This window comes from Bacilli bacterium (genome assembly GCA_035326105.1).
In the GTDB taxonomy this organism is placed as follows: Bacteria; Bacillota_I; Bacilli_A; order RFN20; family CAG-826; genus UBA7706.
Genome location: DAOKYO010000001.1, coordinates 698,635 through 722,645, shown reverse-complemented (window position 1 = coordinate 722,645; position 24,011 = coordinate 698,635). Strand labels below are relative to the sequence as shown.

Genomic DNA, 24,011 nt, shown 5'->3' with positions numbered 1-24,011 from the left:
AAATTCTTCTTTCTTAACCGATAGCGGTGCTACCAAAGCGATAATTATATTCAGTTCCATCAATGTTAATTGTAATAGTAAACGCGCCAATATTGCTTTCAACTGGGTCGACGGTTACAACATAAACACTATCTATTAGTTCATAAGTAACGATTGCCCGCGTATTTGATGAATCGGCATTAAAGGTCGTAACCTCTCCACTAGTAATAGTTACTAGAATTGAGAAAGTTGGTGTTCCCTCTAACGTTACTTTAGTCTCCGCTCCTCCATTTGCCAAGGGAAGAGCATAGCCTAAACCCTCAAGTGATGGTGAAGAAACAGCATATTCTAGCCCTTCGGGAGTAGGAGCATTGATTCCTAAAAAGCGATACTCCAATAATCCGGAACTACCAACTGAAGTGTCTTCGAAAAGGATTTTAATCGAAAAATTCCCTACGCCGATAACCGAAACCGTTAAGCCATCAACGGTGGCTCTTCCTGTCTGCGATGAAACGACAGAGTAATTTTTATTACTGGCATTTTCGGGAGCGATATTAACTGTAAGTGTAAACATCGTCCCAACTTCAATTTCTTTTCGGTCTTCCGAATTGTTGACCGTCGGCAATTGATATTCATCAGAGGTTACAACCACCTCGCTAATTGGTGTATCCACGGGGGGAATAGAAGCGGCGACAGTTTTAAACCGATATTCGAGATCTTGGAATGATGAGTCTTCAAAACTAATTGTTATCGATACATTACCAGCGCCACTTCCTAAAACAAACTCCACTTCATTGCCATTAACAACGGCTCGAGAATTTGAAGAATCAAGAACATAGCTTTGATAATCAGCGTCTTCAGGTAGAATTTCCACTGTAAAGTTTAAGACTGTCCCAATTTCGATTTCAGGCCGATCCGCTGAATTATTCGGCTCCGGCAAAGTTATCTCTGAGGAAACATTTACTTCGGCGATATGAATATAATCCTCAACGGTTACAAGTATCGAATCGGTAAACCCACCATCGCGAGTAGTAACGGTAATGGTTGCACTGCCAACGCCAATTCCTTTAATGATTCCTTCGCCGACGATTTCAACGATCGTATCGTCTGAAGATGTCCAAACCGTTAATTGATCAGGTGCCGAAGACGGAAGAACGCTATATTCTAGGGTTGTCTGTTGTCCAAAGGGAAGAGCGAGCGTTTCTAAAGTAATATTGACTCCAGTAACTGCTCCCTGTTGCCATAACAAGGTTCCATTTTCCGTAAATTGACTACCGACCAAACTCCAATCATCGGCTGTAAAAGATGGTAAGGCGGGACTGGCAACATCACCTGGAATCCAAGTGCTTCCGCTTTCGCTGTTTAGCAAGTCTTTAGCAAAGGTCGTATTGGTATCGTAGCCATTGGAAGCAATCGCATAGGTTGTGGCGGTTGTCTTCGTATTAGCAGATGTGACTTTCAGTCCGCCATCATCTTTAATAGCCACTTCGGCAAAAACATAAGTGTTATGAATATTAGAACCGGCCGTTGTTAAGCCGGAAACTCCGCCGACGTAATCGCGACCGCCGATAAGCGCGCCGCCCACATAAGACGATGAAACTTCTCCCGCATTTATGCCGGCGATGCCTCCGACATACATATCGCCATGAATTGAGGCAACGCCCAAATTATTCGCGGCATCGCTTAGTTCCGTTGCCCGGGATTTGGCGATAAATTCCTTGGAGGACATTGATCTAGCAAAGGCTGCGTTAGAAATCAATCCTTCGTTATAACCCGCAATTCCGCCAAAGCCGATATTTTTACCTTCATTGCCATCGCCGGCAGCGGCATAAGCACTTTGAGCAAAAACTCGTCCGGAAACGGAAACATATTGAATGGTTCCAAAGTTAAAACCGACAATGCCGCCCGCATAAGAGTAGGTGTTTGATGATTTGGCCGAATTGGCTTGATTTCCCGCAGGAAGAGTCGCCGTAACCGTGGCATGTTCAATCAAACCCATATTATAGGCCGCCACCCCGCCGATTCCTCGTCCAGCCTTAACTGCTCCTGAACCGGATATGGTTACATTGCGAATAATTCCGCTGCTACCATTGATGCCGACAAGTCCCCCGGCACCAGTTGAGTGATCGGCGGTATCTACTGCTTCAAAAACCGGCAGGTCGCCTTGAAGGTGATTATCCTCCAGTAATGCGCGCGATGTGACGTTATCAATTAATCCATTATTAATATCGCTTATAGCTCCAATTGGATAGGTATTTGCTTCCGACGCATATAATTGCGTTGTGGAATCGATGACAAGATTTTTGACAGCACCGGTCGCTGTAATTTCATGAAAGAGTCCGCCATTGCCAGTAAATGAAAGGCTATGATTTCCTCCATCATATTGACCGGAAAATGTTGATTTTAAACTATTAGATATTTCAAGAGGACTAGTTATTGTTGAAGCAATATCATTATATTGTAAATAATTCTTGTCGTCATATGTATGGGTCGTATCCGATAATATTGCTTGAATATCGCTTATCTCATCAACGATATATGGATTAGCTGGCAATCCCTCGCCCGATAGAATTAATTCATCACTGATAACTTCCTCCCCACCGCATGAAACTTTTACATAGTAGGCTCCGCCTTCGGGAATAACGTCCGGAGTAAAGGTAACAGTGTTAAGTTCATCACTCGTATCAACGCTTATATCGCCTTCAATAACCGTATAATTTGCCCCATCCACCGGTTTCAGCGCGACAACGAAAGTTTGATTTTGGGCTTCCGTTTGCCGCCAGGTGAGAATTGAGGAAAATGGTTCATCGGTAACGGATATATTACTTGGGCTACTTGATAGTTCGAGCCATTCAGCCACAAGCGTTAAATTACTTGTCACTATGTCAACATCGAATTCCCACGGGAAATCGCCATTTAACCAGTCGCCCGCAAACACATAGCCCGGCCGCTCAGGATCATTTGGTCTTGTGACCAAGCCACCATTTCTTATCGACTGTGATTCAATAACCGTACCGCCGCTTCCAGTATCAAAAGAAACAATAAAATAATTACCTTGCGAGCTTGTTCCTTTGCCACCGCAAGACGCTAACGTAAGCACGGCAAGTAGACTCCAAATTGGTTTGAAACTTATTTTTTTCATAATGTGGTTTCCTCCTTATAATGGAATATATGCCACTGAGTTGTTTAGACTCATAATGACAAAGATTATGCAAATAATAATTGGACCTAAATAGGAATTGCCCGATACCTTATAGAACCAACGGTTGAAGAAAGGCATCAAGAACATCACTGGAATTAGAGTAAAGAGAATGTTGACGTAAAGCCATTGGGTGGTTCCGTCGGGGAGTTCGGTAAAAGCAATTGTTCCCGTTCTCACAAAAGTAATATATTGAATTAGAAGAATAATGGTTAATCCAGCGATATTCATTAATCCGGCTAAAGCCAACTTTGCCCACTCGGGCAAGGCTCCCCGCATTTGCCCGCCATTAACGCGAATGGAATTTGATAGATAGAATATAAAGAATAAAGGAAAGTACATCAATAATTGAATCAGCACCTTACCATTAAGTGGCCGGGCGGCCATAATGAACAGCAACCGATAATCAACATGGAAAATTGCAAATATGAGCATCAGTATTCCGAAGTAAACAGCAGCAACGGCAACACCAATAATTATTGTTTTTAGGGCATTAACCCAACCGGTTTTGATTCCCCATGTTTCAATCATTTTGGACTGACTGACCTCAATATGATCAAAACGCTTGTGGATATAGCGATTCAAGTATTGGCTTATCAGGAAAACACCGATGGCAAATATTCCCGACAAAACCGCCCAAACCGCAACCGCATTATTCATTCTTTGCGGAAAAAACCAAGTATTCTGTGAGGCGCTGGCTTCCGGGAATAGCGTCAGCGTCATTTTGGCGCTCGGAAGGTAGGTTAAAGCCGCAAATGTCGCCGTAATTGCAAATACCACCAAATAGTTGACAATGCTTCCCCAACTTCTCTTCTTTGTGTTATAAATCGGCGCTTGCCGGCTTTTTTTAAACCAGGGAATGCGATAAAACAGCATTGCAATTGGCACGATCATTCCTAAACTGGCGATTAAGGAGATTGTTGTAAAAACCTCTTTATATATCCACACCATACTGCTCGGGGCAATTGAATCATTGTAGAAATTCATCGCCACTTCAAAGAAATCAATCATCGCTGTATTTGCCTTTGTATCATAAGGCTGAAACGCATGAATGACTTTGGTGTTAAAAACTTGCCGCATATTCTTTAAATTGGGATTACCGTATATTCTTCCAATTTCCACTTGCTCCGAATTTGGAATCGTCGGTAACCCGGCTTTTTCTAATCCCGAATTAACAAAAGTATGCGATTCAACTGCCCAAGACATATCCGATTTGCTATAACCGGCCGGGGCATCCGGATTCTCTTGATTCCGAAACGCTCCTTCATCATAAAGGGCATAATCCATTCCCATATTGGATTTGGAGTAGGCAATCGAGGAATTAATCGAAATTACATAACCGGATATATAAACCGAATTAACTTTCGAAACCCCGTTGTTGTTAACTGCTTCCTGACCAAAATGGACGGCCGCTTGATAGGCGGCATTACCCCCGGCGGAATGACCGGTAACGCCAATTTTCGTTTTGTCGATAAATGGATATACTTCGCTGTTATCATAGATGTAATCAATCAAATCAAAAGAACCATATCCTTCAATCGTTGCTATGGCGGAGCCTTGCGTCCCTTTCGAAGAGGTTGAGTCGCCCTGTGAGTAGGGATCAATATTGATGACTACATAGCCGCGGCGGGCAAATTCAATGGCTAGATGTCCCTGGGTCTCCCGTGACCGTTGAAAGCCGGGAATAATGACGATTAAAGGCGCCTTATTATCTTCTGTTGCGGTCTTCGGCGTATACATATCGTAGGCCACGACCTGACTGTCCCGAGCTTCAAAATAAACTGTGTTAACCTTAACTGATCCCCAATTGCTTTGGATCATACTGGCAAAAAAGGATGAAATAAAAATGATAACCAAAAGAATAGTTGTCCATATTCCCGGTTTTCCCATCTTATTTAAAAACTTTTTTACGGGATGTTTCGTATTTATATTATTTTCCATGTAAGCGCTCCCTCAAACTAATTATATTCAAGCGAAAATAAAAAGCGCCCTCTTTTACAAAAAAAGGCGTTTTTCATTCTTATAGTGTATAAATTTTATTTATAACTGCTTTTTGAAAGCTTTAAGATATTTGATGAATTCTATAGCTCCGCTATGAAGCGTGGCATTCTTTTGCCAAATAAGACCGATGGTTAATTTCAACGGCTCCTGCAAAGGGATGCCGATAATCGAATTATCATCTTGATCAATCAATTCTTTCATCAAAAAGGCCCCTCCGGCATTTGCTTTGACAAAGTTTCGGATAACCGATAATTGCGAGGAGACAAGAATGATGTTCAGACTCTTGTTGAAGTCAGCAAACATATTATTGATGAGTTGATTTTGGTAGAATCCTTCCTTCATGAGAATAATCGGTTGGTCGATTATATCTTGAACGGTCAAGACAGCCTGCTTGGCCATCGGATTATCCTTTGAAACACAGAATAAAAATTCACTTTCCAAAATGACTTCTTTCTTATAGTGTTCATTATGCGTATCATTAAGAATCGAAAAACCAATATCGAGGGTTTTATTCTGAATTTTCTTCCGGATGCTCAATGAACCTTCTTCCCAAATTTCAAACTTGGCATCGGGATGCTCCTGCATAAAGCCACTGTATATTTTGGGAAATAGGAATGAGCCTATCATGGGGGGAACACCGATTCGAATCGTATATTTTTGTTTGGATAAGCCATCGAGATCTTTCTCAAGTTCCGATGTCGCTTCAATTATAGACTTAGCTTTTTCGTAGAAAAACTCCCCTTCATTTGTCAAGGTAAGCCCGTGGTTTGTTCGATTAAATAATTGAAGATTGAACTCTTTCTCCAATTGATTTATCGCATTAGTGAGCGCTGGTTGCGTAATGAAGAGTTGCTTGCTGGCAAGATTAAGTGAACCATTGTCGCATACAGCAATAAAGTATTTCATCTGTAAAAAGGTCATATGCAATTTCCTTTCAACGACTTTCTTCCATGATTGACGAAAAAAGTCGATTACTTCACAATCTTTTTAGCACAAAGGAAAACATAAAAAAAGGATTTTAAGTCAGCAGACATATATAACTTTATTCTAAAGTTAAAAACAGACAAACAAATTATTTCTTTTCAAGAAGAAAGAACTTGGCCCTCATTGTTTCATATCCAAAGCCATTAGGTGAAAAAGTATCATCATTCTTGCTTTTGTCACTGCTGCTGGGAAAGGTCATTACCGCTAATTTTGTTCCAAATGAATGGGCATATATGCGAAATGTTTTCCAAGTCAAAAAACCAATTTGAAATTGTTTGGTGCCATTATTATCATAAATTGTCAGCTGCCCGAAATCATTTATCGTAATAAAGAAAATATTTCCGTTTACCTCGATAACCCGAACCATCTTATACTCCGCTTTGCCATTGCCAAAAGGTAATTTTCTCTCCGTAAGTTCACCATTTTCAATTTGAAAATATTTTATTTCATCGGCATAACTTTTTAAAGAAACAGTAATGATATGAAAAACATTATCAATTTGGGCAAAACTGCTGTTTTCAACAAAATGGGTATTATTGATAAAATCGGCATTGGGATGATCCCGATAATCTACAATCATTTTTTCTGCCCAAATGCCTTCATTATAAGAAAACATTTTTGTATAAAAGTACATTGAATTTGGGTGTTCTAGATCGGAATAATCCTCTTCGACCAAAACATCAAATTTGCTAAGACTACTCATTTCAACATAAGCATACATCATTCCATCTTCTAAACCGGTATATGTCATATGTGACCATAATGCTTGGTTGACATCAAAAAAATATACCTCAATTTTCTTGTCATATGTTCCATAGACAAAAGCGATATTACCATCTCTATCCATGTCCACGCCCGCCCGAATTTGGCCATTTTCAAAATAATCAGGACGAATTATTTCTTCAACTCGGTTGAGAGTTATCCGCTTTGTCACAGGTTCAAAATCATAGACGTACATCATGGTATAGTTTTGCATCGCCGAGTTGGACCAAGGACTATCTAGACCATGTTCTCCTTTGGGAGCAATCGCAAAATAATATACCAAGTTACGAGTTTCATCCGTTATGACATTAGGAGCATTTCTCGTCGGTATATTTTCCTGAAATGTGATAAATTTCGTTCCATCAAAATAGTTGAGACTCGCCGTATTGGGATGCTCTTCACTCTCCGGGAAAGAAAAATAGTTTTCATTGTGGAGTTCGGAAGAAAAAACAGTACTGCCAATACTCGCCATTTTTTTCTGGTTATGCCCCCACCAAGAGCCATTCATTGAAGCTTCACTCTTATGAATAGTGACATTAGATTCTAAACTAAATCCAGTTTGATTTAGCGGCATTGCATTTATGAGCCCGTATGTACTCATTGCCGTAATCCCAACGACCAAAATAAATATTCCGAAAACACCTAGTATCGTCCAGATAATTCTCTTGCGTTTATTTTTCATTTTGTCACCAGTATCTAAATAATATCATAAAAAAATAAAGTATTATACTTGTTGATAAACGCTTATAAATTAATTTTTAGGGAGCTTTTGATACTCTTTTATACAAAGCAAAAGCCCCAAGAATTTTATGTTTTCTTGGGGCTTTGCACTTTATTGTATGATTACCCAGTAATCAAGCACTCATTTTGGTGCTCTGAACAGGAATCGAACCTGCACGGGTTTCCCCACTAGATCCTAAGTCTAGCGCGTCTGCCAGTTCCGCCATCAGAGCATAGGGCTGAAAATAGACCACCTTATTCAGCGGGTTTAATTATAGCGATATTCTTCTAACATATCAACAATCTATAAAAAAAATACCCCGCTTCTATCAGTAATAGATTTGGGGTATCATTTTTAAAGGCTTTTAAAAGATAGGCACAACCGCGTCACCGAAGGTATCAACGATAAAGTCTCTGATGGCTTCGCTGGTCAAAACGTCCGCCAAAGCCTTAATCGCGGGATGATTTTGATTGCCATCTCTTACGACCAGTAAGTTGGCATAAGTTGTTGCCGCTAATGAATCATTACTTTCCAAAACAAGCGCGGAAGGAAGGTGGGCGGCCAAGGCGTAATTGCCGTTGACAACCGCAAAATCAACATCCTGAAGAGCATTGGTTATTTGAGCGGCCGCCAATTCCACAATGTCGAGATTGAGTGGATTATCGATAATATCTAATTTTGTAGCCTCTAGTCCGACTCCCTGTCTCAAAGTAATCAACCCTTGAGCTTCAAGTAGAAGCAAAGACCGGGCCTCATTCGTCGTGTCATTGGGCACGGCAATTGTATCGCCGCTTTCAACACTTCCAAGATCACTCTTTGCTCCAGCATATATGCCGAGTGGCTCATAATGAACCGCTACCACTGATACGAGGTGCGTCTTATTGTTTCTATTGAAATCTTCAAGGTAAGGCAAGTGTTGGAAGTAATTGGCCGCAACCTCTCCTGATTCGGTAGCTAAGTTCGGAAGCACATAGTCAGTGAAGACATTTATATTAACCGTGTAACCCTCTTCTTCCAAAATTTCAGCGGCTCTCTCCATAATTACTCCATGAGGGGTTGGAGATACCGCTACTGTAATTTCTGTTTGACCGTCTTTTAGCAGATAATCTCTTCCTCCGCAGGAAGTTAGAGTAAGCGGTAATAATAAAGCAAATAAAACAGTTTTTTTCATACTTTTTTCCTTTCAATTTTATTGATGGCGATGGTCATATTTTTTATTGATCCACAGCCCAGTATTTTGAAAAACAATGACGATGATGACCAATAGCACAACCGTAACCAACATAATAAGTTTATCATACCGATAGAACCCATAGTTGATGGCTATCGCTCCTAAACCACCGCCGCCGACAAATCCTGCCATCGCCGAATAGCCAAGAATGGTAGTAAGCGCAATCGTCGCTCCCAAGATTAAACTTGGCATCGCCTCTTTTAAATAAACGTGAACTATTATTTGCCAGGGACTTGCTCCCATAGCTTCGGCTGCTTCAATCACACCATGTTCCACTTCATCAAGCGACTGCTCCACCAGGCGAGCAATAAAAGGTATTGCGGCCACCGTAAGCGGAACAATCGTCGCACTGGCACCGATAGCTGTCCCGACGACTAGTCGGGTTAATGGTATAATCGCCACCATTAAGATCAAAAAGGGAACAGAACGCCCGACGTTAATAATAACATCCAACACGCGATAGAGGGCTTTATTAGGATAGAGTCCTTTTTTGCCGTTGGTCAAAGTCAGTATAATTCCTAAGGGAAGTCCAATCAAATAACTGGCTAGAGTCGAAACAATCGTCATGTATAGCGATTCGAGAATACCATTGCCAATTAAATTAATTATTTTTGGATCCATATGTTTCCTCCTTGATGAAGTGAATCTTCCGTTCATTTAGAAAATCGGCGATCTTTTTTTGGTCGTCTTTGATGTCAAAAGTTAAAACCATCTCTCCATACGCCCCATCATGCAACGTTTTGATATCGGCACTATAGATGTTGGGGTGGACGCCCACCTCTCGGGCCAAGGTGGCGATTAATGGCTCTTGCAGGATATCCCCATGAAAAACCAAACGCCAAAATGGTTCGTTGCGAGGAAGCATATCCGCTTGATGCTTGAGAATAATCTTTTGGGCCGCCGCTGATTTTGGTGAGTAAAATATATCCTTTACTGGACCCTCCTCTACAATTTGACCTTGATCGATTATCGCCACTCGATCTCCGATAGCTTCAATCACTTCCATTTGATGGGTAATGATTACCACCGAAATGCCTGTTTGCTCGTTTATTGAACGAATAAGGCTAAGAATTTCGCCAGTGGTAGCTGGGTCAAGAGCGCTGGTAGGCTCATCGCATAACAATACACTCGGATAGTTGGACAGGGCGCGCGCGATGGCTACACGTTGCTTTTGTCCGCCGCTTAATTCGCTCGGATAACGATCAGCCTTATCCTCTAATCCGACCAACTTGAGCAGGTCGCGGACTCGAGTATGACGCTCATTTTTCCGTACGTGCTTAAGCACGAGAGGAAAGGCGATATTCTCCGCGACCGTCTTTTGATTAAGCAAGTTAAAGCCTTGGAAAATCATGCCTATTCGCTTACGTGCTTCCCGTAATTTTCCCTTTGTTAAATCGCGTAAATTAATCCCTTCAAAACAGACTTCTCCTTTGTCCGGTCGCTCCAGTAAATTTAGGCAGCGAATGAGTGTCGACTTACCCGCTCCGCTGGCCCCAATAACACCATAGATTTCACCTTTTTCTATGCTGAAAGAGACATCGTTAAGCACTACTAAGCGCCCGCTTCCGTCGGCAAAACTTTTGGTCAGATGTTTTACTTCTAATACTGGCATGCGCACCTCTGCGAGTATAAAAAAACACTCGCCCTCCATAAGGACGAGTGTTAAATTCTCGTGGTACCACCTTATTTTATCCGCAGCTTACACTACGAACCTCAATGAATACTATCATATTCCGATGCTATAACGGGCACTCCCGAGAAAAGTTACTGCTTTCACTTCTCTAGCTCCTAGGCCATGTTCGTTAGTTCTCTCAATATCCTCTTACACCGAATGAGGACTCTCTAGAAAAGATTAAACTAATTACTCTTCCTATTCGTCGCTTCTATAGTTTTCATTATACAAAAAACTTTTTGTGGTGCAATAAGAAAACGAAAAAATTATTTTGTAAGCGTTATCGATATTTATTGCTGTTATTTTTAAAAAAGCATATTAGATAAAAAAAAGTCCCCGGACAATTCTGTCTAAGGACTTATAAATCAACTTATTTCTTTACGAACATTCCCGCCGGCTTTTCCGCAAGATTAATAATTATATTCTTCGTTTGGCTGTAGTGATCGAGAGCCACTTTAGCCGTCTCGCGGCCAACTCCTGATTCTTTATAACCGCCAAACGGAGCTCCGGCTGGGAATGAATTATAGGTATTAACCCACATCCTTCCGGTTCTTACACTCCTAGCGACTTTGAGCGCGGTATTAATATCGCGCGTAAATACCCCACCCGCTAGTCCATAGTCACTATCGTTGGCAATGGCAATTGCTTCATCGATGTCCTTAAAAGGAATAACCACACCTACGGGACCGAATATCTCTTCCTGAGCCACGCGCATTGAGTTCTTGACGTCAACCAAAAGTGTCGGTTCCATAAAGAAGCCTTTAGCCGCTTCACCTTCCGTATAACGATGTCCGCCGACCAAAACACGGGCTCCTTCTTTTTGACCAATGTCAACATAACCAAGAATCTTGTTTAGTTGCCGTTCGTCAACTTGAGCTCCCATCTGCGTATTTGCGTCGAGGGGATTGCCAACTTTAACCTTCTTAAAGGCTTCGGCAAGACGATTTACAAATTCGTCATATATATCTTGATGAACAAGAATTCTTGAGCCGGCTGAACAAACTTGACCTTGATTGAAAAGAATGCCCATTTGTGCTCCCTCTAAGGCCATGTCCAAATCGGCGTCTGGGAAGAAAATATTTGCCGATTTTCCACCCAATTCCAAAGTGGAAGGGATGATTTTTTCCGCCGCGGCTAAACCGATTCCTCTTCCAACTTCAGTCGAACCGGTGAAAGCTAACTTATCAAGGCCGGCATGATGCACTAAATAGTCGCCACTCTTTGAGCCTTTGCCGGTAATAACATTTATAACTCCATTGGGAATAACTTCGCGAATTAATTCCATAAGTTTTAAAACACTCAACGAAGTCGTTGAAGATGGTTTTAATATTGAAACATCACCCGCCGCAATAAGAGGGGCAAGTTTCCATGCCGCCATCAAAAACGGAAAGTTCCAGGGGATAATTTGCCCGACAACTCCGACTGGTTCTCTTAAAATAACATTCATCGTATTGTTGTCAAGCATGGTTGCCACCCCTTCATCCGCACGAGTGACCGCCGCATAATAGCGGAAATGATCGGCAGCTAAAGGTATATCGGCATTCATAGTTTCACGAATCGGTTTCCCATTATCCATCGTCTCAATGGTGGCGAGTAATTCGCGGTTTGCATCGATTATATCGGCAATCTTATTTAGAATTGTCGCCCGTTCAACCGGAGTGGTCTTACTCCAGGTTTTGAACGCCTCCTGCGCGGCTTTCACCGCCAGGTCGACATCTTCATTACTGGCATCGGCTATCGAGGTTAAATATTCCCCATTCGCCGGATTGTAGACTTTAATTAAAGCTTTGTCGCTGGCATCCTGCCATTTACCATTAATAAACAGTTGATATTGATTTTTAAATTTTACTTCCATTACTTTTTACCTCCTGTGGTATAAGCACACTTTAATTTTATGAAGGTGATGTCGTTTGCGCAAATCAAATGCTTAAAGACGCTCGCCCTCTCATTTTTTCTTTTCTGATCTTAATTTGTCAATCATGCTTTACTATGCTAAAATACTGCCGAAGTTAAAGAACCGGTAGAGATTATCTAAAAGGCTTTATTCGTTTTATCGCAAGGTAAGGAGGAAAAAGCCATGAACATTTCTCTTCGGCTGGAAGTTAAAAAAAGCGATGCCATAGATATAATTCGCTGGTTAGAAAACAAAAATATCACTCAATATTTGAATGAAGATATTAATTCTATTTACTCGCTAAACCGCATTATCGAAAGTGGTCAAAGCGATCTTTTGACCTACTATTTAAATCAGGATGGGCGCTTTTTTCTTATTGATGAAAAAAACTTGGGCTGCATCGGGTTTTTAAATCTTTTTACCATTCATCATCGGCACACTTATGAAATCGTTATCGCCATTGGTGAGGAAAAGAATTGGGGTAAACAATATGGGAAAGAAGCAATTAAAATGATTATGCGCGAAACTTTCCTAACCTGGCGAATCGAACGATTGGTAGCCAAAGTGAAGAAGAAAAATGAGCGTTCCGTTAATATGTTTGAGCATCTTCACTTCTATAAAATAAAAGAAACGGAAAACTACTTTTACTACTCTATCAACAGTATTGAGTATTTAAAAAGTTTGAAGTAAAAAATGTTGTTCTTTTTATTTTTGCCCTTATAAAGGGTGGAAACGATTCCTAGTTTCTTATTTAGAAGCGGTTTTTGCTAAACAAATAATGCAACGTTGCCAATATCAAGTGATCGGTAAATAAAATAATCCTCGGTCATATGTTTTTAATTGATTAATAATTGTCGTTAAGCGGTTTTATTTGATGCCTTTGTTTTTGATGTTGTAAATTCGCGCCAAATATGCGATTCCAAAAAAGAAGGCAAACAAGGCGAGGATATATGCAATCATCCATAAACCGACTTTATCATAATCCATAAAGAAATAGGGGAATCGCGTAGTTTCCCCTCCGGAATATTGATAGGTGAAAATATTTCCAAAACCGACAATAAATGAAAATACGAGATAAATAAAAGGGAAGGATAATGACAGCAGCAGATCCGATTTTGTAACTGACCCTTTTAATGAGAAAAAGAGATATTCGCCTATCATCAAAATGGGCACGATGGCATGAACCACGATATTTAAAAAATTATAGGCCACATCGGGAGCAATATAGGGAACCAGCATCACCCAGTAAACAAGCATTGTTACCGTAATCCAAATCGCTGCTAGAAATGTGATTCTGGTTAAAGACGGACTCGACTGATAATTGTCTTGTCGATAGTGTTTGAGAGTATAAATCAGAAGGGCGGTAAAAACTACCGCGCAGATAATATTACTCTGATTAGTATAATAAAGGAGCATATTGCCGCGCAGTTTTCCTTCAAAAATGCCCAGGCTAATTATTATCCCCAGCCAACTAATTATGACTTCAGCAAACCTTACAATAAGTATAATTTGTTTCTTTGCCATTTTACTGTTTTCCTTGTTGTTGATTATGTGTTTTGTCTATGAATTATCCGGCACTTTAACTACTTATAATTGTATCTAAAAGCGTCATTGCTTGTAAATAAGACTTTATTCATAATTATTTGTTGATAATCGCTAGACCAAGGAACTATTTGTAATCAATAAAAAACTATTTTTTGATTGGGAACGACAGTTATTATGAAAGTTTATATTTAAACGCGAACCATAACTGTTTAAAATATTCTATTTTCATTTTTCTCATACAAAGCAAAATGTCCCTTTTAAGGCGACTTATTTGGCAAATAATGCCATAAGAGAACAAATAAACTTACACTTTTTGAGGAAACACTTAAAAGTGTCCCATTGTCCCTAAACATATCCTTTAGAGGACATGATGGGAAAGCATGACTTATTATTTGGATAATCAGTACCGACATATGTGCTTTCCATCCATGAGTTTTTCAGTAATAATATGCGTAAATTATTCTAAATTTTACCTACAGGCAATAATTAAAGTAAAAAAGACCCACAAGGAGTCTTTAATGCTATCTATGGTGCCGACGATCGGAATCGAACCAACAACCTATTGATTACAAATCAATTGCTCTGCCAATTGAGCTACGTCGGCGAATGGTGGGCACTAAGGGTTTCGAACCCCCGACCTCTTCCGTGTGAAGGAAGCGCTCTCCCACTGAGCTAAGTGCCCTTAACTCGCTTAATTAATATAGCAAAAGAGGGTGCGCTTTTCAACAAATATCGGTAAGGATTATTAACTAGGCAACCATTTCAACGTCATTTTTAAAATCGGTCGTTAGATTGACTGCCCAATTACTCTTTTTAAGTAAAATCAGACCGACTGCCGACTTCAATAAATCAACTGATTGAACAAGGACATAAATCCACACCAAAGGTAGGGGTGTAAATAAGACGATAAGCCATGTCATCGGGACGGTAATGATCCACATAGAGAAAGAATCAAGTAAAAGGATCAATCGTGTTTTGCCTCCCGTTCGAAGAATGACAAAGCAACAAACCGCGATTGCAAAAATAGGAATAAAGCAGCCATAGACGATCAATAACTGGCTAGCCAGAGCCTTCTGCTCGGGCGTTACTTCATCAAATAGAAGAGGAATAACCCCAGAGAAAATAATGAATAAAGCGCCGATTATTAATCCGATAACCACACCCAAAAATATCAATTTATAGGCATTATTCTTGGCTTCTTCAACATCTCCTTGCCCTAATGTATTCCCGACCATAACCGATATTCCAACCGACAGGCCCAAAAAGACAATTGAGAAAAGGTTGCTCATCGTTGAAATCACGCTTAGGGCGCTTAATACATTGCTTCTTTGAGCATAGGCTAGAGATAGAATAATCATACCGACCGCCCAAAGGACTTCATTGAGTAAAAGGGGGGCTGTCTTCTTGCTTACCCGCGTCAATATCGGCTTTGATATATGAAAGGAAGTCCATACTGTTTTAAAAGAAAATATCTTTTCCTTCTGCGCCAATAGTAAAGTGGCAACTAACTCCAAGGCTCGCGCCGCCAATGTGGCAATCGCCGCCCCATAAACACCGAGTGATAAAACATACATAAATATGTAATTGCCGACAATATTGACTACCAGAGCGACTGCACTGGCAATCATCGGATAATGGGTTTTCCCAATCTCACGAAAACTAGTGGCATAAGCCACTGTAAAGGCATATGGTACATAGGACAAATATATAATAGGTGCATACTTTAACGCATCCAGCATCACTAGGTCGCGCGCATCATCATTACGGGCGTAAAAGCCGATTAAGTAACGGCCAAAAATAAAACATAAAGGAATTATTATCGCTAGACCGATGATGCCGATGATAAGCTTATAGCGATGGGCTTCCTCCAAGCGAGGATAGTCTTTGCTGCCATAAAATTGTTGAATGTAAATGCCCGCACCAGCCACTAAGCCCCCGGCAATAACGAAATAAAGAAAACTGATCTGGTTGACAGCATATACTGCAGAAACGGCATTATTGCTAAGTCCACTGACCATCATTGTGTCGACCAAACTCACGACAAAAGTTATCAATTGTTGGACCATTGCTGGCACCGCCACTTGAAAGAATCGTTTTATAAAGACGCGGTTGGGTAAAAATTTTCTCATAGTTTTTTCAAAATAAAACCCAGAGAAGTGGACATCTCTGGGCAAATTTCAAATGGTGGGCCTTAATAGACTTGAACTATCGACCTCACCCTTATCAGGGGTGCGCTCTAACCAACTGAGCTAAAGGCCCGCATTCGCACGCTTGCGCGCTTTAATAATATAATATAGACACTTACAAAATGCAAGGAAAAATAACCCTTATCCTGAAACTTTTCCGGTTTTAATTTACGAAAAAAGACGAGCCCGATAATCAAGCTCGTCAATTTATGGTTCAGTCTTTATTTTTTGATGGGTACCGGGTTTTCTTCGCATAGTGCGTATGAAGTAAAATATGAGCCAACTCACTGTTGGGCGCGCCTAAATAGTCACGATAAAGCGCCTTAACTTCTTCGTTTTCGTGCGACTTTCGATGTGGCATATTCGCATCTTGCCGGTATAAGACTTTCGCTCTCAATTCGGCCGGATTAATCTCGTCGCGTCGGATACTGCTTACTATTGGCTGTCCTCCCCCGTTAACACAGCCTCCCGGACAGGCCATAATTTCAATGAAATGATATGTCTTTTCCTTGTTTTGCACGCGTTTTAGAAGTTCTTCCGCTTTGCCAATTGAATGGGCAATTGCATAATTGATTGTTAACGGCTGCCCCTTCATATCAATAGTGACCGAGCCCTCTTTAACCCCTTGTAAATCGCGGCAGTCTTGATACTCAATCGCTTGCAAATTCTGACCGGTTAATATGTCCGCTGCCGTTCTTAAAGCCGCTTCCATTACACCACCGGTTGCCCCAAATATAACCCCGGCTCCGCTATATTCACTGAGAAGCGGATCGGGTTTTCTCTTTGGAAGCGCCAGTAGGTTCATACCCGCTCGTTTAATTAAACGCCCTAGTTCGCGCGTGGTTAAGACATAATCAACATCGGCGAGGCCTAAGTCGTTTTTCATTTCACTACGTCGCGCTTCAGCCTTTTTCGCCGTGCAGGGCATAATGGAAACGGAAACAATTTTCTTCGGATCAAGTTGCATTTTATCGGCATAATAACTCTTTATAACCGCCCCCATCATCTGTTGAGGACTCTTACATGAAGAAATGTTTTTCAAAAGTTCCGGATGCTTGAATTCCGCAAAACGAATCCATCCGGGCGAACAGGAAGTTATAAGCGGTAACGGACCTTTGGTCGTGATCCGATTAATGAGTTCCGTCGCCTCTTCCATGATAGTTAAATCTGCCGCAAATGTCGTATCGAAAACGCGGGCAAATCCAAGCCGATGAAGTGCGGTATATAATTCTCCGGTCACATCGGATCCAATCGGTAGTCCAAAGCATTCCCCCAAGGCCGCCCGTACCGCGGGAGCAACTTGAACTACGACATGTTGGTCTTTATTCTCCAGCGCTTCTAACACGGCATCGATGTCATCTTTTTCTTTTAAGGCCGCTACCGGACACGCTTCGACACATTGGCCGCAAAGAAGACAGTCAACTTCATTTAGAGAATACTCATAAGCGGGGCCAATTTCGCTTTTAAATCCCCGTTTGGTATAAGCCAAAACTCCCATGCTTTGGATTTTTTGACAAGTGCTTACGCAGCGGCCGCAAAGAATGCACTTTGATGTGTCGCGAACGATAGAAGGCGAAAAATTATCGATGGTTATCGGGCGATGTTCGCCTTCAAAACGAATTTTGTCGACACCCATTTTTTCACATAAATTTTGCAATTCACAATTGCCACTTCGCGCACAGCTTACACACTCCCGATTGTGATTGGCAAGAATTAACTCTAGATTCATCTTAACGGCTTCCCGAACGCGCTTAGTATTGGTACGGATATTCATTCCTTCCGCCACTTCCAGGGCACATGATGCGGGTAAGCCCCGCATCGGCCGTCCATTTATATCTGCTTCAACCACGCACATCCGACAATTGGCGGTTTCATTAATTCCCTTTAAAAAACAAAGGGTCGGAATATCGTAACCCGCTCTTCTGGCCGCTTCTAAAACTTTTTCCCCGCGTTTTGCGATGACGGGCTCACCATTGATAGTGATATTTACAATGTTTTCTTCCATGATGATTTCTCCTATTTAACGACGATGGCATGGAAGGCACAGCCTTCAAAACATGCCCCACAGCGAATACAAAGGTCGGGATCAATATGATGCTTGGCTAGAGGTTTGCCGGTAATTGCATGCACCGGGCAATAACGGACACACTTGGTACATCCGCGGCAATCATCCGTGATTTCGTAGCCTAAAAGTTTTTTACAGACGTGCGCTGGACACCGTTTGTCGACGATGTGAGCCAAATATTCGTCTTTAAAATTTTCCAAAGTTGAAAGAACCGGATTGGGAGCCGTTTGTCCAAGGGCGCAAAGAGCCGTGTCCTTTAAATGCTGACCTAAATCTTCCAAAAGATTAATATCGCTAAGTTTGCCTTTTCCTTCGCTGATGCGGGTAACTATCTCCAATAGACGCTTCGTTCCCTCGCGGCAAGGTGTACATTTTCCGCAACTTTCACTTACGGTAAAATCAAGGTAAAAACGGGCGATGTCAACCATACAGTTATCTTCGTCCATAACAATCATTCCACCGCTTCCCATCATTGAACCGATAGAAGTTAAATTGTCAAAATCAATCGGTAAATCCAAGTATTTCGTGGTGATGCATCCTCCGGACGGCCCTCCTGTTTGGATGGCCTTTAGTTCTTTGCCATTGGGACACCCTCCGCCAATATCATAGATAATTTCGCGCAACGTAATCCCCATTGGCACTTCCACTAAACCCGTATTGGTTATTTTTCCTCCTAGAGCGAACACTTTTGTTCCTGGAGACTTCTGCGTCCCCATCGCGGTAAACCACGAGGCTCCTTTTAGAATAATCTGTGCCACGTTGCCTAAAGTTTCGACATTGTTAATAATTGTTGGCTTGTTAAACAGACCACTGTGGGCGGGGAAAGGTGGCTTATTGCGGGGCATGCCCCGCTTACCTTCCACTGAAGCAATTAAGGCCGTTTCCTCACCGCAGACAAAAGCCCCGGCTCCCAACCGAATATCAATATTGAAATCAAAGCCGCTGCCGAGGATATTCTTTCCCAGTAATCCCATGTTTTTGGCCTGATCAAGAGCAATATTAAGCCGCTTAACCGCAACTGGATACTCCGCTCGCACATAAATATATCCCTGATGGGCGCCGATGGCATACCCAGCGATTATCATTGCTTCAATAACTGAATGGGGGTCGCCCTCGAGAAGCGAACGATCCATGAAAGCGCCCGGATCCCCCTCGTCGGCGTTACAGATAAAATACTTTTCGTCACCTGGTTCTTGATAGGCAAATTTCCATTTAACACCGGTCGGAAATCCTGCGCCCCCTCTTCCTCTTAAACCTGAGGCCATGATGATATCGATAACTTCTAACCGTTTTAGTTCTAACAGTGATTTAGCCAGGGCAAAATACCCATCCATCGCAATATATTCATTGATGTCTTCCGGGTTAATCAAACCACAATTATGCATAACAACGCGCTTTTGTTTCGCATAAAAAGGTAGATGCGTAATGTCTAAATCAACCTTTAAATCGCGAATTAATGGTTCGCTCGCCGGGATGTCATCCATTTCCATTTCGCTTTCGTCAAGGGAGGAAAGGGCAATGTTTGTCTTATCCAAACTTAGCTCTTCTTCAAAGGCTTTCGCCATTTGGTAGCCTTGGAGAGTATACTCATAAATCGGTTTGTGACCAGCAAAATGGCTCTTCACTACTTGTACACCTTTTTCCGGCGTCATGAATATGTAAGAGATTTTTTCCTCTCCGGGGCAAAAAACTTCAACAATCGGCTCATATGTGCAGGAACCGATACATCCGGTTACTTCAATATCCACATTGGTCAATCCTAGACTCTCGACCTCTTTTTTCATTGATTGATAGACGTAGTTTGCCCCGGCCGAAAGTCCGCAGGTCGCCATTCCAACGACAACCCGGTAGTGGTTGCCGGCATTCATTTTGGCTAAAGTTGCGGTTTTTATCGCCAATAAATCCGTGCGATTCATTATTTTACTCATTGACTTCTTCCTCCCGATATTTATCAAGAATGCCCGGTATTTTCTCTAAATCGACTAGATTAGCATACACTTGCTCATCAATCATCATCACCGGAGCCAGCCCACAGCAGCCTAAGCAACGGGCATTTTCTAAAGTAAAAAGCCCGTCTTCGGTGGTTTCCCCGACTTCAATTTTTAAAATATCCCTAACCTTATCTAGCACCTTCTGAGCTCCGCGTACATAGCAGGCGGTTCCCAAGCAGATAGAGATTGTGTGCTTCCCGCGTTTAGTTAAGGTGAATTGACTATAGAAAGTTGCCACCCCATAGAGTTCACTTAACGGAACATGCTTGTAGTCACTTATGTGCTTTAAGACTTCAATCGGCAGAAAGCCAAAAATGCCTTGCGCTTTTTGAAGAACAATTAGATTTGTCCCTTCCTCGTCACTAATGGAATCAATATAATGATCAAGGTCTTTAAACCGGGGATCATTGTCCGCAATAATCGAATTATTTTTTGCCATAAAAAAAGCTCCCTAATATCTACTAATAGCATAATATTTGGAGAGTTTTTTTCAAGGTATTTTGATACCGATTTACTTTATTTTTTTATTTTCGTTTGGCTTTTTTGCCGCTTTTCATAGTTTAGTCGTCTATATTATCCATCGATTTTTTCTTTCGTTATTTTTTTACCGCTATCGATATACGCGGACATGAAATAAAATACTGTCGCCAACAGCGAAACCGCCACACAAAAGATGACCATCCAAGTGATGCTTTTCTCAATTAATAAGCCGATCAAGACTGAACCAGCAAACCAGGCAATGCCATATAGCCCCTCGAAAAGTCCGTACCCCCAAGCCCTTCTTGCTTTTGGAACAATCGTTGCCACTGCCGCCTTTAACACACTTTCGTTCGCGCCCATTATCAGTCCCCAGATGGCAACACCGGCAGCCACTGATCCTAAACTATGGGTGAGAAAAATTAGGGGTGTCAGCAAAACTCCAAGTAAAGAAACATAGGGTAAAAGACGAATGCCAAATCGGTCAAAAAGAAGGCCAAAAATAAACGCGCCCACTGCGTCTATTAACATGGCAAAGGCATAAGCCAAAGGTAAATATTCGGCGGACAGATATCCTTGGTCGCTGATATATGCACTAATCAACGGAAAATCTAAAAAGGCGATTGCACTCAATAAAGAGGCCACAATATAAATAATGAATACTTGTTTATTTTTGCCGGCAAGTTGCTCTTCACTATTTACTTCTTCCGCCGTCTCATAATCCTCCGGCTTCGGATATTTGATTCGGGCGATAAAAAGAAAAATTAAACATAGTATTGCCGGAATAAGCAAAAAGAGAAAACTAAGACGATACCCGGTCAAAGTATCTTCGTTTTTTGACAAAAGAAGCACTCCTGTCAGCATAACCGGGCCTAAAAATGCGCCTATTTGATCCAGAACTTCCAGCATGGCGAAACTTTTGCCGACTCCCATTTTATGTGAAACAAAGCTCACCATCGTATTTTTAGCCGGCTTTCTTATCGCCTTGCCGATACGCTCAGCGATAATCAAGGCACCCGCCCAAATGTAGCCTCCCGGCATTACCAGGGCCAGTGCTGGGATCGCCAGCATATTAATCGCGTAACCAATAAAGGTCATCAGCCAATATTTTTTTGTCCGCGAGGCAATGTAGCCTGTAACAAAGATAAGCGAAGATCCTAAAAACTCTCCAAGCCCTGATATAAGCGATATCGAAAAGTATGAGGCTCCGTTTAATCTTAAAAAATCACCATAAATGCTCTTTGCCCCCTCATGGGTCATATCGCTTAGAAGGCTGACAATTCCCATTATAAGGATAAAAAATAGGGCTGTACGCGTCGCTGAATTAATCTTTGCTTTTTTCATATTGTTACCTTCGAAATTATAAGTCTTCTACCAAAAATAAAAAAGGCCTTCTCGTAAAGAAAAGGCCTTGTGTCATCAATAACAATAAGCGATTAACGCTTGCTGAATTGTGGTGCCCGACGCGCAGCTTTAAGACCGTACTTTTTACGTTCTTTGCTCCGGGAATTCCGGGTTAACATACCAGCGACTTTTAAACTTGAGCGCTCGGCTCCGGCTTCAAGAAGAGCCCGGGCAATGCCAAGCCGAATCGCGCCAGCCTGTCCGGTAAATCCACCGCCAGTAACTGTGGCATCAACATCAAATTTATCAAGATTGTTGGTGAGAGTTAATGGTTGCTTCAAATCCATAACCAGCGTGGCATAAGGCATATATTGATCAACGGGACGACCATTGACGGTAATTTCACCTTTACCGGGAACTAAATAGACACGGGCGATTGACGATTTACGCCGACCGGTTCCGTAATATTGAACGGTTTTCTTTTTCGCGGCCATGATTATTTACCTCCTAAATAACGAAGTTCAAGAACTTCCGGTTGTTGAGCCTCATGCTTATGATCGGCTCCCCGATAAACAAAGAGTTTCTTCGCGACCTGACGACCTAAACGGCCTTTGGGAAGCATGCCCCAAACAGCCCGTTCTACCATTTCTTCTGGATAGTTAGCGATCATTTCCGCCGCTGAACGGGTCCGAAGATGGCCGAGGGTCTTACTGGCATTGAAATATTTTTTACCAGTTAATTTATCACCACTTAAGGCGACTTTTTCTGCGTTAATAACGATGACGTAATCACCGCAATCGACATTGGGAGTATAAGATGGCTTGTTTTTTCCCATTAAAACAAGGGCAAGTTCACTAGCTAGACGGCCGAGTGGTTTGTCGGTTGCATCGACGACATACCATTTACGAACGACTTCTAGCGGTTTTGCTAAAGTTGTTTGACGTTGCATATAATCCTCCTTACCAAACAGTACTCTTACCGGGACTACTATTAGGCAGATTGTGCCACTGACAAATATATATTTATTCTAAATATAAGTCAATCAAAATCTTTTATAAATGCGAATATTTGCTAAATTCGCCCTTATGCCTAAATTGAAAGGCAACTATTGCCCTTTTTTAATCCCTTGATATCGGCTATTCTTCACCGCTCATATCGACATTATGATAGACACCCTGAACATCCTGAACTTCATCCAGCATATCGAGAAGCTGCTGAAACTTAACCAGTTCATCGCCTTCGAGTTTAATCTTATCATTAGCTACCATTCTAATTTCCGCCATGTCAAAATCTTTGACTCCCATCGCGGTTAATTGGTCGCGGGCATGTGCAAATTCGGTGGGGGCAACTGAAACTTGAACAATCCCTTCGCTCTCGCTAACATCCCAAACGTCAACGTCATTGAGAATAAGTGTTTCTTCAACCTCATCCCGGTTAAAACCCTTAAAAGCAAAGACCCCGGTTTCCGTAAAGTTATAACCGACGGAAGCCAATTGTCCGCCCTTGCGGGTAATGGTCGTGCGAACATCAACCAACGCCCGATTAACGTTGTCGGTTAAAGTATCGATAATAAGATTGGATCCCCCCGGGCCCATCGCCTCATAGCGACCGGCAATATAGGCTTCTTGATCGCCCGCGCCGGAAGCCTTCTTGACCGCCCGATCAATAACGTCTTTCGTTACGCCTTGGCCTTTAAATTTTTCAATGGCGGAGCGAAGCGCTAAGTTAGAATCCGGATCGGGAATGCCCGATTTAGCCGCCATATAAATCTCTTTACTCGCCCGCATATAAAGAGCGGATTTTTTAGCAGCAGAGCCGGCCATCGCAGCGGCTCGAACCTCAAAATGTCTTCCCATAAATAAATACCTCTGTTCGAAATTAAGTTTTTATCTGTCATTTTGGCCGTCATAAAAAGACTTTGATGACAAATCTCAACAATATTTTAGCACTCGGGCATAAT

General features: G+C 41.8%; 18 protein-coding genes, 4 tRNA genes and 1 other annotated feature. Of the genes, 1 reads left to right on the top strand and 21 read right to left on the bottom strand.

What is annotated here, in order from left to right; translation table 11 throughout:
- Positions 1–13: 13 nt before the first annotated feature.
- The 9 genes from PKC96_03240 to PKC96_03200 form a co-directional block, all read right to left on the bottom strand.
- Positions 14–3,121, bottom strand: a complete 3,108-nt coding sequence (locus PKC96_03240) for an Ig-like domain-containing protein (protein HMM00341.1) — start codon at positions 3,119–3,121, stop codon at positions 14–16.
- Between the two features lie 15 nt (positions 3,122–3,136).
- Positions 3,137–5,119 (bottom strand): alpha/beta hydrolase, encoded by a 1,983-nt coding sequence (locus tag PKC96_03235; protein HMM00340.1) that lies wholly within the window; start codon positions 5,117–5,119, stop codon positions 3,137–3,139.
- A gap of 99 nt (positions 5,120–5,218) precedes the next feature.
- Positions 5,219–6,100 (bottom strand): LysR family transcriptional regulator, encoded by an 882-nt coding sequence (locus PKC96_03230; GenBank protein HMM00339.1) that lies wholly within the window; start codon positions 6,098–6,100, stop codon positions 5,219–5,221.
- 151 nt (positions 6,101–6,251) lie between these two features.
- The gene (locus PKC96_03225; GenBank protein ID HMM00338.1) at positions 6,252–7,607 is read right to left on the bottom strand and encodes a hypothetical protein; all 1,356 of its coding nucleotides are present in this window, start codon (positions 7,605–7,607) and stop codon (positions 6,252–6,254) included.
- Between the two features lie 186 nt (positions 7,608–7,793).
- A tRNA-Leu gene (locus PKC96_03220) sits at positions 7,794–7,878 on the bottom strand.
- A 132-nt stretch (positions 7,879–8,010) separates the two neighbouring features.
- Positions 8,011–8,817: a MetQ/NlpA family ABC transporter substrate-binding protein gene (locus tag PKC96_03215; GenBank protein ID HMM00337.1), complete on the bottom strand. Its 807-nt coding sequence runs from the start codon at positions 8,815–8,817 to the stop codon at positions 8,011–8,013.
- An 18-nt stretch (positions 8,818–8,835) separates the two neighbouring features.
- Positions 8,836–9,498 (bottom strand): methionine ABC transporter permease, encoded by a 663-nt coding sequence (locus PKC96_03210; GenBank protein ID HMM00336.1) that lies wholly within the window; start codon positions 9,496–9,498, stop codon positions 8,836–8,838.
- Positions 9,479–10,489, bottom strand: coding sequence for a methionine ABC transporter ATP-binding protein (locus PKC96_03205; GenBank protein HMM00335.1), 1,011 nt, complete (start codon positions 10,487–10,489; stop codon positions 9,479–9,481). The genes PKC96_03210 and PKC96_03205 overlap by 20 nt, the downstream gene beginning before the upstream one ends.
- 36 nt (positions 10,490–10,525) lie before the next feature.
- Positions 10,526–10,764, bottom strand: a binding site (T-box leader).
- 155 nt (positions 10,765–10,919) lie between these two features.
- A complete protein-coding gene (locus PKC96_03200; protein ID HMM00334.1) occupies positions 10,920–12,404 on the bottom strand; it encodes an aldehyde dehydrogenase family protein in 1,485 nt (494 codons plus the stop codon).
- Positions 12,405–12,626: 222 nt separating this feature from the next.
- Between PKC96_03200 and PKC96_03195 the strand changes: the two genes are divergently transcribed.
- Positions 12,627–13,133: a GNAT family N-acetyltransferase gene (locus PKC96_03195; GenBank protein ID HMM00333.1), complete on the top strand. Its 507-nt coding sequence runs from the start codon at positions 12,627–12,629 to the stop codon at positions 13,131–13,133.
- 177 nt (positions 13,134–13,310) lie between these two features.
- Here PKC96_03195 and PKC96_03190 read toward each other — a convergent pair whose 3' ends face one another.
- The 12 genes from PKC96_03190 to PKC96_03135 all read right to left on the bottom strand — a co-directional run bounded on the left by PKC96_03190 (position 13,311) and on the right by PKC96_03135 (position 23,907).
- A complete protein-coding gene (locus tag PKC96_03190; protein ID HMM00332.1) occupies positions 13,311–13,967 on the bottom strand; it encodes a Pr6Pr family membrane protein in 657 nt (218 codons plus the stop codon).
- Positions 13,968–14,516: 549 nt separating this feature from the next.
- Positions 14,517–14,592 (bottom strand) — tRNA-Thr (locus PKC96_03185).
- Positions 14,593–14,595: 3 nt separating this feature from the next.
- A tRNA-Val gene (locus PKC96_03180) sits at positions 14,596–14,670 on the bottom strand.
- 67 nt (positions 14,671–14,737) lie between these two features.
- On the bottom strand, positions 14,738–16,117 hold the full coding sequence (locus PKC96_03175; GenBank protein ID HMM00331.1) for an MATE family efflux transporter: 1,380 nt from the start codon (positions 16,115–16,117) through the stop codon (positions 14,738–14,740).
- Positions 16,118–16,170: 53 nt separating this feature from the next.
- Positions 16,171–16,247 (bottom strand) — tRNA-Ile (locus PKC96_03170).
- A gap of 141 nt (positions 16,248–16,388) precedes the next feature.
- Positions 16,389–18,179: an NADH-dependent [FeFe] hydrogenase, group A6 gene (locus PKC96_03165; GenBank protein ID HMM00330.1), complete on the bottom strand. Its 1,791-nt coding sequence runs from the start codon at positions 18,177–18,179 to the stop codon at positions 16,389–16,391.
- Between the two features lie 11 nt (positions 18,180–18,190).
- The gene (nuoF, locus tag PKC96_03160) at positions 18,191–20,107 is read right to left on the bottom strand and encodes an NADH-quinone oxidoreductase subunit NuoF (GenBank protein HMM00329.1); all 1,917 of its coding nucleotides are present in this window, start codon (positions 20,105–20,107) and stop codon (positions 18,191–18,193) included.
- A gap of 52 nt (positions 20,108–20,159) precedes the next feature.
- A complete protein-coding gene (locus PKC96_03155; protein ID HMM00328.1) occupies positions 20,160–20,669 on the bottom strand; it encodes an NAD(P)H-dependent oxidoreductase subunit E in 510 nt (169 codons plus the stop codon).
- 134 nt (positions 20,670–20,803) lie between these two features.
- Positions 20,804–22,051: an MFS transporter gene (locus tag PKC96_03150; GenBank protein HMM00327.1), complete on the bottom strand. Its 1,248-nt coding sequence runs from the start codon at positions 22,049–22,051 to the stop codon at positions 20,804–20,806.
- A 92-nt stretch (positions 22,052–22,143) separates the two neighbouring features.
- A complete protein-coding gene (gene rpsI / locus PKC96_03145; protein ID HMM00326.1) occupies positions 22,144–22,545 on the bottom strand; it encodes a 30S ribosomal protein S9 in 402 nt (133 codons plus the stop codon).
- Positions 22,546–22,547: 2 nt separating this feature from the next.
- Positions 22,548–23,000, bottom strand: a complete 453-nt coding sequence (gene rplM / locus PKC96_03140; GenBank protein ID HMM00325.1) for a 50S ribosomal protein L13 — start codon at positions 22,998–23,000, stop codon at positions 22,548–22,550.
- Between the two features lie 187 nt (positions 23,001–23,187).
- Entirely contained in the window at positions 23,188–23,907 is a 720-nt protein-coding gene (locus tag PKC96_03135) for a YebC/PmpR family DNA-binding transcriptional regulator (protein HMM00324.1), read from the bottom strand.
- Positions 23,908–24,011 lie beyond the last annotated feature (104 nt).

What these genes read in the sequence shown, in the direction of transcription:
- PKC96_03215 (HMM00337.1), bottom strand. Translation starts at nt 8,817, where the DNA reads ATGAAAAAAACTGTTTTATTTGCTTTATTATTACCGCTTACTCTAACT.
- rplM (HMM00325.1), bottom strand. Translation starts at nt 23,000, where the DNA reads ATGCAACGTCAAACAACTTTAGCAAAACCGCTAGAAGTCGTTCGTAAA.
- PKC96_03205 (HMM00335.1), bottom strand. Translation starts at nt 10,489, where the DNA reads ATGCCAGTATTAGAAGTAAAACATCTGACCAAAAGTTTTGCCGACGGA.
- PKC96_03150 (HMM00327.1), bottom strand. Translation starts at nt 22,051, where the DNA reads ATGAAAAAAGCAAAGATTAATTCAGCGACGCGTACAGCCCTATTTTTT.
- rpsI (HMM00326.1), bottom strand. Translation starts at nt 22,545, where the DNA reads ATGGCCGCGAAAAAGAAAACCGTTCAATATTACGGAACCGGTCGGCGT.
- PKC96_03230 (HMM00339.1), bottom strand. Translation starts at nt 6,100, where the DNA reads ATGACCTTTTTACAGATGAAATACTTTATTGCTGTATGCGACAATGGT.
- PKC96_03240 (HMM00341.1), bottom strand. Translation starts at nt 3,121, where the DNA reads ATGAAAAAAATAAGTTTCAAACCAATTTGGAGTCTACTTGCCGTGCTT.
- PKC96_03235 (HMM00340.1), bottom strand. Translation starts at nt 5,119, where the DNA reads ATGGAAAATAATATAAATACGAAACATCCCGTAAAAAAGTTTTTAAAT.
- PKC96_03155 (HMM00328.1), bottom strand. Translation starts at nt 20,669, where the DNA reads ATGGCAAAAAATAATTCGATTATTGCGGACAATGATCCCCGGTTTAAA.
- PKC96_03195 (HMM00333.1), top strand. Translation starts at nt 12,627, where the DNA reads ATGAACATTTCTCTTCGGCTGGAAGTTAAAAAAAGCGATGCCATAGAT.
- PKC96_03135 (HMM00324.1), bottom strand. Translation starts at nt 23,907, where the DNA reads ATGGGAAGACATTTTGAGGTTCGAGCCGCTGCGATGGCCGGCTCTGCT.
- PKC96_03165 (HMM00330.1), bottom strand. Translation starts at nt 18,179, where the DNA reads ATGGAAGAAAACATTGTAAATATCACTATCAATGGTGAGCCCGTCATC.
- PKC96_03175 (HMM00331.1), bottom strand. Translation starts at nt 16,117, where the DNA reads ATGAGAAAATTTTTACCCAACCGCGTCTTTATAAAACGATTCTTTCAA.
- PKC96_03225 (HMM00338.1), bottom strand. Translation starts at nt 7,607, where the DNA reads ATGAAAAATAAACGCAAGAGAATTATCTGGACGATACTAGGTGTTTTC.
- PKC96_03200 (HMM00334.1), bottom strand. Translation starts at nt 12,404, where the DNA reads ATGGAAGTAAAATTTAAAAATCAATATCAACTGTTTATTAATGGTAAA.
- PKC96_03210 (HMM00336.1), bottom strand. Translation starts at nt 9,498, where the DNA reads ATGGATCCAAAAATAATTAATTTAATTGGCAATGGTATTCTCGAATCG.
- PKC96_03190 (HMM00332.1), bottom strand. Translation starts at nt 13,967, where the DNA reads ATGGCAAAGAAACAAATTATACTTATTGTAAGGTTTGCTGAAGTCATA.
- nuoF (HMM00329.1), bottom strand. Translation starts at nt 20,107, where the DNA reads ATGAATGCCGGCAACCACTACCGGGTTGTCGTTGGAATGGCGACCTGC.